Here is a 12,473-nt window from a genome sequence, read left to right as displayed (position 1 = left end):
AATAACCCTACTATGCCTATTACGCATATTCTCCTCGCCGCCCTCCTCGCTTTCCTCCCAACTCAAACTCCCACCTTCCGCCCCGCGCCACCCCTCAACCAAGGCCACTCGCATAACGACTACTGGCGCCCACATCCGCTCTACGACGCCCTCCAACTAGGCTTTAAAAGTGTAGAAGCCGACATATTCTTAATCGACACGACCCTGCAAGTGGGCCACGAGCCCGCCGCCTTGCGCCGCGCTATTACTCTACAAAGCCTCTACCTCGACCCGCTGCGCAAAATTCAGCAAACGCAGAGCTTCTACACTAAGCCCGCTGAACTGTGGCTGTTTGTTGATTTTAAAAACGACGGCCCTGCCACCTACGCCCGGCTGCGGCAGGTACTGGCCCGCTACCGCGACCTGCTTTCCACGCCCCGCCACCTGCGCCCGGCCGGCGTGCGCGTCATCCTCACCGGCGGCTACCCCCGCGCCGAGGTGCTGGCCGACCCCGAGGCACTTGTGTTCTTGGATGGTCAGCTAGCCGACCTAGGGGCCGCTCAAGCCGCCCATATTTGTACCGTAAATGGCGACTGGGCCACCTACTTCAAGTGGAACGGCCTGGGCCCCATGCCTGCCGCCGAGGCCGCCCGCCTCCGCACCTGGAACGACCAGGCCCAGCGCACCGGCCAAAAAATCCGCTTTTGGAATACACCCGCCGCCACGCCCGCCCAGCGCCGCGCTGTGTGGGCCGCCTTGCTCCGCTACCCCGCCGTGCTGGTCGGGGCCGACGAGCTAGCCGAACTAAAACAAGTTATTGATGCCCAAGCTAAATCATAAGCTACTGCTGCTAGTCTGCGGCCTGCCCGTAGCAGCTCACGCCCAAACGCCCGCTACACCCCCCGCCCGTAGCGCTGTTATCGAGGCCATCAAGCACCAGCCCGACAAAGCCCCGCCCGTCGAGGAGCCGCTCTATAAGCGTGAATACACGGCCGCGAAGCCCGCCTACACCGTGCCCGCGCTCCGGCCCTACGCCGGACCTAGGAAGCCAATTAAAAACGTTATTCTGCTTATCGGCGACGGCATGGGTCCGGCTCAGGTCACGGGCGGCCTCATTGCCAACCACGGCCAGCTCTACATGCAGCAGGCGCAGGCCACCGGCCTGTCTATCACCTGCAACCAATATGGCAAGATTACTGACTCAGCGGCCAGTGCCACCGCGATGGCCACTGGCCACAAGACCTACAACGGCGCCCTAGGCGTTGATTCTGCGGGTCACACCTTCCGCAGCATCATGTGGGAGGCCCGCGAGCACGGCAAGGCCACTGGCCTGGTGGCGGCTTGCGAATTGACCGATGCTACGCCCGCCGCCTTTGCCATCACGCACCCCGACCGCAACCAGCCCGAGGCCATCGCCGCCAAATTCCCCGCCGCACCCATCGACTTTATGTACGCTGGCGGCCTTAAGTACTTCGCCCACCGCCAGGATGGCGTAGACCTGCTGGCCCAATACCGCGCCCAAGGCTACCAGGTAGCCACCACGCCCGCCGCCGCCCAGGCCCTCACCACGCCCAAAGCCATTGCCTTGCTAGCCGAAACCGGCCCGCCCCGCATGCCCGAGCGCACCGCCGCCTACATGACCCTAGGCGTAACCAAAGCCCTCGACCTGCTCGGCCGCAACAAAAATGGCTTCTTCTTGATGGTTGAAGGCTCGCAAATCGACGACGCCGGCCACTTCAACAACACGACCTACAACGTGCAGGAAGTCCTCGACTTCGACCAGCAGGTAGGCCGTGCCTTCGCTTTCGCCGCCGCCAACGGCGAAACCCTCGTCGTCGTCACCGCCGACCACGAAACCGGCGGCTACAGCATCATTGACGGTGGCATGGCCGAAGGCCAGGTAACAGCCCGCTTTTCCACCAATAAGCACTCTGCCGTAATGGTCCCTGTCTTTGCCTACGGTCCCGGCAGCGAGCTTTTCACTGGCATGTACCAGAACACGGAGATTTACGCCCGCATTAAGCAGGCACTAGGTTGGAAATAGCGCGGACTTTCAGTCCACAAGCGCAACGCATTGCCACTTGCGGACTGAAAGTCTGCGCTACACAAAAAATGCCCTGGCCGCAAAGCCAGGGCATTCTCGTATCGCATAGCCAGCCTGCGCAGCAGGCGTATCCGTTAAATCCTACAAATCCGTTTGAATCTGCGGTCTAGGCAGGCTTTTTCTCCAGTACCTCGTCAATCAGACCGTACTCTTTGGCCTCATCAGCGCGCATCCAGTAGTCGCGCTCCGAGTTGTCGTAGATTTCCTGGTACGTTTTGCCCGAGTGTTTTGCCAGAATGTCATACAGCTCCTTCTTGAGCTTCAGAATCTCGCGGGCCGTGATTTCGATGTCCGTCGATTGGCCTTGTGCGCCGCCCGAAGGCTGGTGAATCATCACGCGAGCGTGGGGCAGGGCCGAACGCTTGTCTTTGGCACCACCGGCGAGCAGCACGGCACCCATCGAGGCCGCGAGGCCCGTGCAGATGGTAGCCACGTCGGGGTTCACGTACTGCATAGTATCGTAGATGCCGAGGCCAGCGTATACCGAGCCACCGGGCGAGTTGATATACAGCAGGATATCCTTCTTCGAGTCGGCCGACTCCAGGAACAGCATCTGTGCCGTCAGGATGTTGGCGATGTAGTCATCCACGGCCGTACCTAGGAATACGATACGGTCCATGATGAGGCGCGAAAACACGTCGATTTCGCGGAAGTTCTGCGGACGCTCCTCGATAACCGAGCGGGTCATGTTAGTCGGCAGGATAAGCCCACCGCGCGTCTGGCCCTCTACGTGCTGGATGTACTGGTCAACACCCAACCCGCTAAGCCCTTGATGCTTAACGGCAAATTTGCGAAATTCTTGTTTATTCAGCATTGGGTAAAAATGTAGGGTAAGCTTGCGCTGGCCCGTGTTCAAAAACAAAAGACGGACGCGGCGGCCGAATGTTGTCAACTTACTTTCTCTGTCCCTGCAGGCGTAGCCAAGCAAGCGCCTCCGAACAGCAACGTTCGACAGGTGCAATTGCCTCGCTACGCGTGTAAGAACAAGCGGTGTAAATGAACAACAAAAAAGCCCTTACGCGGGGCGTAAGGGCTTTTTTAATCTTTAACCAACCTAGGGCTTAGCCCTCGTTCTGGTTGCGGAATTCTTCGGCCGTTACGGGTTCATCCGTAACAACAACTTTGCCACGCAGGGCTTCCACTACTTTCTCTGCCAGAATGGCCTCGTACTCCTGCACGTAGTTTTTGCCATTCTCCTGCTTGAGGTAGTTGTCAGCAAAGCCAACCATGCCCTGGCGCATCTCGTCGGTCAGCTGCATGCCACCGCCAAATTGACCTAGGATTTTGTCCAGCACGCGGTTACGGATTTCATCGGTCTCTACTTTGAGGCCCATGTCTTCTACCACTTTGTTGCGGATGAGGCTCCACTTCAGCTCACGCTCGTAGTCCGAGTAGTGCTGCTCTACGGTAGCGGCGTCGAGCTTGCCTTCGTTGGCACGCACTAGCCATTTCTTGAAGAACTCGGTCGGAATCTGAATGGTCGTGTTGTCAATCAGCGCGTCGATGAGCTTGCGGTTTACCAGGTTATCCGACTCACGGTCGTAGTTCTGCTGAATCGTCTCGCGGATTTTAGCGTCGTACTCCTCTTTCGAAGAAACCGTCTCGGGGCCGAATACTTTGTCAAACAGCTCCTGATTTTCTTCGGGGGCAGCCGTGCGGTTGATTTTCTCAACAGCCAGCTCGTACTTGCCAGTTACAGCGGCAGCTTCCTCGCGGCTCATGCCAGTGAAGTTGCGGATGGCGCTAGCGTCGCCGCCGAAAGCAGCGCTCAGGTTAAACGTTACCGTGTCGCCGTCTTTCACGCCCACGAACTGCTCCTGGCCGTTCGTTACCTTGTTGATGGGCAGCAATACGCTCAGGCCTTCACCTTCTTCGCCAGCCTTTTTCAGCTTGCCCAGCAGGTAGTCGTTCGCCTCCGAAGCCTCGGGGTTGGTGGTTTCGCCAAATTGACGAACAATCTGCTCGTTGGTCTCAGCCAGCGTAGCATCATCAATGCTCACGGCCGAGCGCTTAATTTCCAGCTGCTGGTCAGCGGGCAACTCGAAGTCGGGCAGCAGGCCTAGCTCAAACTGGAAGTCGAACGACTTAGCGGTATCGAAGTCTACATCGCTAGGTACCGGAATCGGCTCGCCCAGGATTTTTACGTTGTTGTCCTTCAGGTACGAATCCACGCTCTGACCCAGCAGGCGATTGATTTCGTCGGCCAAAATGCCTTTGCCGTACATTTTGCGCACCAGACCAGCCGGCACTTTGCCGGGGCGGAAACCCTTGAATTGCGCTTTTTTGCTGGTTTCCTTGATTTGCTTTTCTACAGCGTCGCTGTAGTCAGCCTCGTCGAGATGCACGTTCAGCAGCCCGGTTAGCTGCTCCTCATTGCGGTCAAGCGTAATATTCAAAACGGTGGGAGCAAGCTGGTGCTTGCCAGTCGGGAAAGGTTAAAAAAAAAGCCCCTAACTACTTAGCCAGGGGCCTGTTTTGTTAAAAACAAGTGCGGATGGAGGGACTCGAACCCACACACCGTAAGGAACCAGAGCCTAAATCTGGCGCGTCTACCAATTTCGCCACATCCGCTTGTTTGGCTGCCCGCTTGCTCGTTCGCTGCGGGGCCGCAAAGGTACTCACGAAATTATGTCTGTGCAAAAAATGATTCTAAACTTTTGCAATAGATTAAAAATACTGCTAGTTCCGTATGCAGATAGCAGCACCTAGTCATCCGCTATATTGGCAGCCACTTTTCTGCTTTCCCGCTTGTTAGTTATAGTATTATGTCTCCCGTTATCGACCTCGAAGCTGAGCGCCAGGAAATTTTGCGCCAGTACCGCCGCCTGCTCCGCACCGCCAAGCCCTACCTGCAAGGTAATGATGCTAAGCTGATTAAGAAAGCCTTCAACCAAAGCCTGGAGGCGCATAAAGACATGCGCCGCAAGTCGGGCGAGCCCTACATCCTGCACCCGCTGGCCGTGGCTCAGATTGCGGTGGAGGAAATTGGCCTGGGTACGACCAGCATCGTGGCGGCCCTCTTGCACGACGTAGTAGAAGACACGCCCACCGAAATTTCGGACGTAGAGCGTGATTTTGGTCCAAAAGTGGCCCGCATCGTGGATGGGCTGACCAAGATTTCGGGCGTATTTGAGCAGGGCACCAGTGAGCAGGCCGAGAACTTCCGCAAGATGCTACTCACGCTGAGCGAGGATGTGCGCGTTATCCTCATCAAACTAGCCGACCGCCTACACAACATGCGGACGCTCGACTCGATGCCGCGCCACAAGCAGCTCAAAATCGCGTCGGAAACTATCTACCTATACGCCCCGCTGGCGCACCGCCTAGGTCTCTACGCCATCAAAACGGAGCTCGAAGATCTGCATCTAAAGTACACGGACACTGAGATTTACACCGACCTGCGCGGCAAGGTTAAGCAGAGCCAGAGCGCCCGCAATCGCTTCATCAAGGAGTTTGTGCAGCCCATTGATGAGGAGTTGAAAGCCCAAGGCTTCAGCTACGAAATAAAGGGCCGGCCTAAAAGCATCTATTCGATTCTCAAGAAGATGCGCAAGCAAAACGTGACCTTTGAGGAGGTGTACGACCTGTTTGCTATTCGCATTATTCTCGATGTGCCGCACGACCAGGAAAAGGCTGCCTGCTGGCAGGTTTATTCCATTGTAACCGACTTCTACCAGCCAAACCCCGACCGCCTACGCGACTGGGTGAGCACGCCCAAAGCCAACGGCTACGAGAGTTTGCATACTACCGTGATGTCGCACCCCGGTCAGTGGGTAGAGGTGCAAATCCGCTCGCGGCGCATGGACGATATTGCCGAAAAAGGCTACGCCGCGCACTGGAAATACAAGGACACCGGCAGCCTCCAGCCCGAGAGCACACTCGAAGCCTGGGTGAACCGCGTGCGCGAAATGCTGGAAACCAACAATTCCAGCGCGCTAGAATTCATGGACGAGTTCCGGCAAAACCTCTTCGTGAAAGAGGTTTACACCTTCACGCCCAAGGGCAAGCTCATCATCCTCCCCGAAAAGGCGACGGCGCTCGATTTTGCGTTCGACATTCACACTCACATCGGCCTGCGTTGCCTAGGTGCCAAAGTCAACCAAAAGTTGGAGCCTTTCAGCTACAAGCTACGCAACGGCGACCAGGTCGAGATTTTGACCTCGCACAAGCAGAAGCCTACGGCTGAGTGGCTTAACTACGTGATTACCAGCAAAGCCAAGACGCGCATCAAGGACTTTCTGCGCGACGACAAGCGCTCGAAGGCCGACGATGGCAAGTTCATCTATGAAAAGCGGCTCGAGTTGATTGGGGTCGACAACACGCCCGAAAACTTCCAGCGGGTGATGACTTATTTCAATGCGCCTACACCCCAGGAATTCTATTTCCGCTTGGCAATGGGGCAACTCGACGGCCGCGAAATACGAGAAAATCTGTTTCGGCAGGAGGGCTTTATTTCGCCGCGCCCCTCGGTGCTGGAGCCGAAGAAATTCGACAGCGAGATTCAGAAAATCAGGGGCTTGCACCCCAATATGCTGGTAGTCGGCGAGCGCACCGACAAGTTCAACCACAGTCTGGCGCGCTGCTGCAACCCCATCCCAGGCGACGATGTATTCGGCTTCGAAACTGAAACCGGCCTCATCATCCACCGCACCAGTTGCCACCGCGCCGTCGACCTCATGTCGAATTACGGCAACCGCATCGTACGCGCCAAATGGACTGACCAGCTCGAACTCGCTTTCCTGGCTGGCATCCGCTTCAAAGGCTCTGACCGGGTAGGTATCGTAAATGACGTAACGCGCATTATATCAACGGCGTTGAAAGTAAATATGCGCTCCATCACAGTGGAAGCTAATGACGGATTCTTCGAGGGGCAAATCTTGGTTTTTGTCAATGATACCGACCACCTCAACAAGCTCATTCAGCGCCTCAGCCGGGTCAATGGCGTGCTGCAAGTAGAACGGTTCGATTCGTAATGACTACCGCTACTAACATACAAGTCCACGGCCGCGGCGCGAACGCCCGCACGCAGTGCGCTCACTACCATTCCGAGCGCGATATCATCGCTATTAAGCATAAGTGCTGCGGCACTTTTTACGCTTGTATTGAGTGCCACAACGAACTAGCGGGACACGCGCCGGTTGTGTGGAAGAAAACCGAGCGCAACACTGAAGCCATTTTATGTGGTAACTGCCGCAGTACGTTGAGCATCAGCGAATATTTGGCCTGCGAGAATACGTGCCCGCTATGCCAGGCCGCTTTCAACCCTGGCTGCGCCAATCATTATCCGCTGTACTTCGAAATGTAATCTTATCCGCTGCTACTACCCGTAGCAGGAATTCCCACTATCGCCTCCCATTCATATCAGTTCGTTTATTTAAAGCCCTAGGTTGCTCTGGCACCTAGGCTACTTCGCCCACTGGGCGTAGTCCCCGTATGCAAGCTTCCATTGCCGCTACCCGGCCCCGCCACGTGCATCGGCTGGCCGTGAGCGCCTCCTTCCTATTGCAGGGCCTGTGTTTTTCGACCTGGGCCTCGCGCATCCCTACGGTGCAGCAAAAGATGCATCTCTCCGAAACCGAGTTGGGTGGTGTGCTGCTGGCGGTGCCAGTGGGCCTTATCGCGTCGCTGCCCATCACGGGCTGGCTGGTGGCCAAGCACGGCAGCCGCACCATGACGGTGCTGGCCGTGCTGCTCTACTCCGGGGCGCTGCCGTTGTTGGGCCTGGCCCAGAATGTGCCGCAACTGCTGGCCGCGCTCGTGCTGTTCGGCTTCGGCAGCAACATGGCCAATATTAGCGTCAACACCCAAGGGGTAGGGGTGGAGGCCATTTATGGCAAGTCCATCCTAGCTACGTTTCACGGTATCTGGAGCTTAGCCGGCTTCGTAGGGGCTGCCCTAGGTACGGCCATGATAGGTTGGGGAATATCACCGCTTCAGCACTTCACCGGCATGGCCCTTTTCATCTGGCTGGGCGTGGCCCTGATGCGCCCTTATCTAGTGCCGGCCGATGCTCCTAGCCCCGCCGACCAACCCATTTTTGTATTGCCTGATAAAGGCCTGATGCTCCTAGGTGTACTGGCCTTTTGCTCGCTACTCTCCGAAGGCACTATGTTCGATTGGAGCGGCGTGTATTTCAAAAAGGTAGTGCTGGCCGAAAAAGCGCAGGTAGGCATTGGCTTCTCAGTCTTTATGGCTATGATGGCGACCGGCCGCTTCATCGCCGACTGGTTTACCGATAAGTTTGGCCGCTCACGGACCTTGCAGCTCAGCGGATTGTTGACTACAGTGGGCTTATCGATTGCTGTGGCGTTTCCGACACTTCTACTAGCATCCCTAGGTTTCATGCTAGTAGGCCTAGGGGTGTCGTCGGTGGTGCCGTTAGTGTACAGCGCGGCGGGCCGCTCGCGCACTATGCCGGCCGGTGTGGCGCTAGCAGCCGTTTCGACAGTGGGTTTTGCCGGGTTTCTGCTCGGTCCGCCACTCATCGGGCTGGTGGCCGGTGCGACTAACCTGCGAGTATCATTCGCCATTATCGCTGTTATGGGGTTGGCAGTAGCAGCTCTGGCCCGCCCCGCCACAGCCGACTAACCTCGACCTAGGTATGAATCTTAGCGGTAGTAGCTTTGTAGTAATACTAGCCAAGCAACCGATACTATATAATAAGTAACTATCGTGAAAACCGACCTCCACGCCCCACCCGCTCCGGTGCCCACCAGCGGCCCCGGCTCTAGCCTAGGCGGCTCTACCGAGACTGGCTACGCCGCCCGCCACGCGCCCAGCGCCGCCAGCCAAGCTACGCTCAATACCGACCGTCTCGAAGAAGTTAAGAAAATCTTCACCGCCCACCTCGAAAATAAAGGCCTCCGCAAAACTGCTGAGCGCTATGCCATCCTCGAAGAAATCTATGCCCGCTCGGGTCACTTCGATGTGGAGGAGCTTTACGCCGGCATGAAAGAGCGCAACTTGCAGGTGAGCCGTGCCACAGTGTATAATACCCTGGATTTGCTTGTTGAGCAAGGCCTTGTGAGCAAGCATCAGTTTGGTCGCAACCTCGCGCAGTACGAAAAAAGCTACGGCTACCGCCAGCACGACCACGTTATCTGCACCGAATGCCACAAGGTGGTTGAGTTTTGCGACCCCCGTATCCACGGTATCCAAACAATGGTCGGCGACCTGCTGAATTTTCATATTCTGCATCACTCCCTAAATTTGTACGGCATTTGCGGCGACTGCCGTGCCAAAGCTGCCGCCCACCCCGCCCCCGAGCCCACCAAGTAGATGACCACCACCAGCACCCTCGCCGACGGCGTTCTCTACCTCACCCTCACCGGCGACCTCATCGGCAGCCCCGACACTCAGCAATTGCTTGACTCGGTAAACGAGTACCTAGGCGAGGCCGTCACCAACTGCGCCGTCGACCTCTCGGGCATCCGCTACATCAACAGCACCGGTATCGGCGTGCTGGTGTCGCTGCTCACCAAGTTCCGCAGCCGCGGCGGCGAGATGGTGCTTATTAACCCTGCCGACCACCCCAAAAAAATGCTGGCTCTCACCAAGCTAAACAACATTTTCACTGTAGCCGCTGACCAAGCCGCTGCCCGCCAACAGTTAACCGTAGCCGCCTCCTAGGCGGCTATTTTTTTGCCAAACCCCGAATACCTCACGATGTAATTACTAATCAGCAGGTCAGTAGCTGCTCATTATTAATTGCTCATTGTTAATTGTAAAAATGCCCGTAGACGTACTAGTAGGCCTCCAGTGGGGCGACGAAGGAAAAGGTAAAATCGTAGACGTATTAGCCCCCACCTACGATGCCGTAGCCCGCTTCCAAGGTGGCCCCAACGCCGGCCACACCCTTACCTTCGACGGCCAGAAGCACGTGCTGCACCAAGTGCCGAGCGGCATCTTCCACCCCCACATCCTCAACGTAGTCGGCAACGGCGTGGTACTCGACCCGGTCGTATTCCGCGGCGAGCTGCAAAAACTGACCGATAGGGGAGTAGATTGGAGCCAAAACCTCTACCTCTCCAAAAAGGCCCAGCTCATCCTGCCTAGCCACCGTGCCCTCGACCGCATCAGCGAGGAGGCCCGTGGCAACACCAAAATCGGCAGTACCCTCAAAGGCATCGGCCCCACCTATTCCGACAAAATCGGCCGCGTAGGCCTACGCGTCAGCCACATTCTGCTGCCCGATTTCCAAGAGCGTTACAAGGAGGCCGTAGCCCACCACGCCAGCATCGCCGGCCACTATGGCAAAGAGTTGGAGATTGCCGAGTTTGAAGCCGATTTCTTCTCCGCCATCGAGTTTCTGCGTACCCTGCAAATCATCGATACCGAATTTCTGCTCAACGACCTGCTGAAGCAAGGCAAGCGCATCCTCGCTGAAGGAGCCCAGGGCTCGCTACTCGATATCGACTTTGGCACCTATCCTTACGTTACCTCGTCGAGCACCATTGCCGCCGGCGCCTGCACCGGCCTCGGCATCGCGCCCCGCCACATCGACAAGGTCTACGGCATCACCAAAGCCTACTGCACCCGCGTTGGTAGTGGCCCCTTCCCCACGGAACTCGATGATGAAGTTGGCGAGCAAATCCGCCAAGCCGGCCGCGAGTTTGGCTCTACCACCGGCCGCCCCCGCCGCACCGGCTGGATAGACCTACCCGCCCTGCGCTACGCCATTATGCTCAATGGCGTCACCGAACTGCACCTCATGAAAGCCGACGTGCTCGACGGCTTCGCCGAAATCCAAGCCTGCACCCACTACCGCACCGCCACCGGCGAAAGCACCGCCAACTTGCCCGACCCCGGCCAGCTCGAAGCCATCACCCCCGAGTACCAAGCCATCCCCGGCTGGAATACCGACCTCACCCACGTGACCGACGCCGCCCAGTTCCCACAGCCTCTGCAAGACTACCTAGCCTTCCTCGAAAAGGAGCTGCAAGTGCCCATCCGCATCGTCAGCGTCGGTCCCGACCGCGTGAGCACGCTATTTCGCTAACCCCGCCTGAGCTTCTGCCGCCTGTATAGTCAGCAGATTCTTCTCAATAGGAGTGAGTACCAAGTCCAGAGATACCTTCTCTACTTGGTACCACTCCTTTTTGGTGAAATAGCGCCGCATCTGCTCATTGTGTGAAAAGGCGTACCCATACCTAGCAAATACTTCATTACGCATCAGTGCCAACTGTTCCTTAGTGTATTTACTAAGGTCTGTCGGTTTCAAGACTCGGTAAGAAGCCTGTGGGTAGGTGCCCTCGTAGTAAGTACTGAGCAGCCCGGTCTTTGCGCCAACTTCAAACTGCCCTTTAGTCATCGAACCGCTATAAGGCTTACCTATTCTCAGCCCGTAAGTCTTCTTTCCATCACTAGTAAATAGTGCGGAGTCCCCTTCAGTCTCCTTAGAATAGAATTTATTGCCAACAATTCTAACATTAGTAAGTGACTGATAAATCTTCTGCCATTTCTCCGGCTTGGTCGCCCACTCACTAGAGCGAATCTGAGCAGTAATAATCCCTCCACTTACTACTAGCGCGAAATCTGACTCGGTTTCCGACTCCCCAAAGTGGTAAACGCCTTTGTAGGCTTTAGATGTTGAAGCAATCCACTTTGTGAAAGCAGATGCTGGTATAGCTTCCATACCCAGCGTAGTTTATCCGTAGGATGCTGACACAAAGAGTAGTAAGCTAAAACAGAGCTGAAGAAAGCGTATAGTACACTGTAAACAACATAATATTGAATAGAAGCGTGGCACTGGAAGATGATTAAATTTTTCTCTCCCAAACCCAGCTACTTATAACCCGGACTCATTTTATTTCGTAATCCATCGCTTGCCCGCCTAAAAAGTCGTCCTATCTTTGCAGTCCCAAACGGCAACAGGCCCGCTGGAAACCTGGAAAAACGCAAGTCTCCCAGATAAAAGCAAAGCGCACGGAACTCCCCAGCTGGTATATGTGTCTTAGGCACCGTGCCATCCTTCGCAAGACCTAGAAAAAGAAATTTTTCAAACCTCTTGCAAAGTCGGAAGTGCACTCCTTACCTTTGCATCCCGCTTCAAAAGGAGGCGGTTAGACTAGAAAACGAGAAAGGAAAAAAATTAAAAAATTTTCGCTTCGAATTTGGAAAGTCAAAAAATTTAACTAGCTTTGCACTCCCAATCAAAAATAGGGCGCTGCAAACAGCGAAATGGGATGCTATGCAGCCCACCAAGTTGCTTCAATTGGAAGCAACAATCGTTCTTTGAATGTTGGAAATAGACAAAACGTGAGGAGTCACGCTAGCAAGCGCAAGCCTACTAAGCATGACACAACCAAACGACACGAATTAGACAAACGTCAACTACGAGCAAGGATAGCACTCGACATCAGCCTAGGTTCGCCTAGGTGTAGGAATATTT

11 protein-coding genes and 1 tRNA gene are annotated in these 12,473 nt (G+C 55.9%); 8 read left to right on the top strand and 4 right to left on the bottom strand.

From position 1 onward, the window contains the following. Positions 1–12 precede the first annotated feature (12 nt). Together JAO77_RS16415 and JAO77_RS16410 are read left to right on the top strand one after the other, a co-directional pair. Positions 13–819 (top strand): PI-PLC domain-containing protein, encoded by an 807-nt coding sequence (locus tag JAO77_RS16415; protein ID WP_198991478.1) that lies wholly within the window; start codon positions 13–15, stop codon positions 817–819. Beyond that, positions 800–2,023: an alkaline phosphatase gene (locus JAO77_RS16410; RefSeq protein ID WP_198991476.1), complete on the top strand. Its 1,224-nt coding sequence runs from the start codon at positions 800–802 to the stop codon at positions 2,021–2,023. The genes JAO77_RS16415 and JAO77_RS16410 overlap by 20 nt, the downstream gene beginning before the upstream one ends. A gap of 166 nt (positions 2,024–2,189) precedes the next feature. Here JAO77_RS16410 and JAO77_RS16405 read toward each other — a convergent pair whose 3' ends face one another. From JAO77_RS16405 to JAO77_RS16395, 3 genes are all read right to left on the bottom strand, one after another. Next, positions 2,190–2,897, bottom strand: coding sequence for a ClpP family protease (locus JAO77_RS16405; protein WP_286192472.1), 708 nt, complete (start codon positions 2,895–2,897; stop codon positions 2,190–2,192). A gap of 247 nt (positions 2,898–3,144) precedes the next feature. Next, entirely contained in the window at positions 3,145–4,479 is a 1,335-nt protein-coding gene (gene tig, locus JAO77_RS16400) for a trigger factor (RefSeq protein ID WP_198991475.1), read from the bottom strand. Positions 4,480–4,572: 93 nt separating this feature from the next. After that, positions 4,573–4,654, bottom strand: a tRNA-Leu gene (locus JAO77_RS16395). Between the two features lie 194 nt (positions 4,655–4,848). Here JAO77_RS16395 and JAO77_RS16390 point away from each other — a divergent pair. The 6 genes from JAO77_RS16390 (at position 4,849) to JAO77_RS16365 (ending at position 11,081) form a co-directional block, all read left to right on the top strand. Continuing rightward, positions 4,849–7,056 (top strand): RelA/SpoT family protein, encoded by a 2,208-nt coding sequence (locus JAO77_RS16390; RefSeq protein ID WP_198991474.1) that lies wholly within the window; start codon positions 4,849–4,851, stop codon positions 7,054–7,056. After that, positions 7,056–7,388 (top strand): CHY zinc finger protein, encoded by a 333-nt coding sequence (locus JAO77_RS24565; protein WP_198991473.1) that lies wholly within the window; start codon positions 7,056–7,058, stop codon positions 7,386–7,388. The genes JAO77_RS16390 and JAO77_RS24565 overlap by 1 nt, the downstream gene beginning before the upstream one ends. A 128-nt stretch (positions 7,389–7,516) precedes the next feature. Then, positions 7,517–8,671: an MFS transporter gene (locus tag JAO77_RS16380; protein ID WP_198991472.1), complete on the top strand. Its 1,155-nt coding sequence runs from the start codon at positions 7,517–7,519 to the stop codon at positions 8,669–8,671. 243 nt (positions 8,672–8,914) lie between these two features. After that, positions 8,915–9,361: a Fur family transcriptional regulator gene (locus tag JAO77_RS16375; protein ID WP_370550234.1), complete on the top strand. Its 447-nt coding sequence runs from the start codon at positions 8,915–8,917 to the stop codon at positions 9,359–9,361. Next, complete coding sequence (locus tag JAO77_RS16370) at positions 9,362–9,712, top strand: STAS domain-containing protein (RefSeq protein ID WP_198991471.1); 351 nt, start codon at positions 9,362–9,364, stop codon at positions 9,710–9,712. Between the two features lie 100 nt (positions 9,713–9,812). Then, positions 9,813–11,081 (top strand): adenylosuccinate synthase, encoded by a 1,269-nt coding sequence (locus JAO77_RS16365; protein ID WP_198991470.1) that lies wholly within the window; start codon positions 9,813–9,815, stop codon positions 11,079–11,081. Here the strand turns inward: JAO77_RS16365 and JAO77_RS16360 are convergent. After that, the gene (locus JAO77_RS16360) at positions 11,070–11,717 is read right to left on the bottom strand and encodes a YARHG domain-containing protein (RefSeq protein ID WP_198991469.1); all 648 of its coding nucleotides are present in this window, start codon (positions 11,715–11,717) and stop codon (positions 11,070–11,072) included. The genes JAO77_RS16365 and JAO77_RS16360 overlap by 12 nt on opposite strands. Positions 11,718–12,473 lie beyond the last annotated feature (756 nt).

This window comes from Hymenobacter sp. BT559, assembly GCF_016427535.1.
Classification (GTDB): domain Bacteria; phylum Bacteroidota; class Bacteroidia; order Cytophagales; family Hymenobacteraceae; genus Hymenobacter.
The sequence above is the reverse complement of the archived record's forward strand: the minus strand, read 5'-3'. Positions and strand labels throughout refer to the sequence as shown.

Coding starts and splice junctions, on each gene's coding strand:
- JAO77_RS16415 (WP_198991478.1), top strand. CDS start 13: ATGCCTATTACGCATATTCTCCTCGCCGCCCTCCTCGCTTTCCTCCCA.
- JAO77_RS16410 (WP_198991476.1), top strand. CDS start 800: ATGCCCAAGCTAAATCATAAGCTACTGCTGCTAGTCTGCGGCCTGCCC.
- JAO77_RS16405 (WP_286192472.1), bottom strand. CDS start 2,897: ATGCTGAATAAACAAGAATTTCGCAAATTTGCCGTTAAGCATCAAGGG.
- JAO77_RS16390 (WP_198991474.1), top strand. CDS start 4,849: ATGTCTCCCGTTATCGACCTCGAAGCTGAGCGCCAGGAAATTTTGCGC.
- JAO77_RS24565 (WP_198991473.1), top strand. CDS start 7,056: ATGACTACCGCTACTAACATACAAGTCCACGGCCGCGGCGCGAACGCC.
- JAO77_RS16380 (WP_198991472.1), top strand. CDS start 7,517: ATGCAAGCTTCCATTGCCGCTACCCGGCCCCGCCACGTGCATCGGCTG.
- JAO77_RS16370 (WP_198991471.1), top strand. CDS start 9,362: ATGACCACCACCAGCACCCTCGCCGACGGCGTTCTCTACCTCACCCTC.
- JAO77_RS16365 (WP_198991470.1), top strand. CDS start 9,813: ATGCCCGTAGACGTACTAGTAGGCCTCCAGTGGGGCGACGAAGGAAAA.
- JAO77_RS16360 (WP_198991469.1), bottom strand. CDS start 11,717: ATGGAAGCTATACCAGCATCTGCTTTCACAAAGTGGATTGCTTCAACA.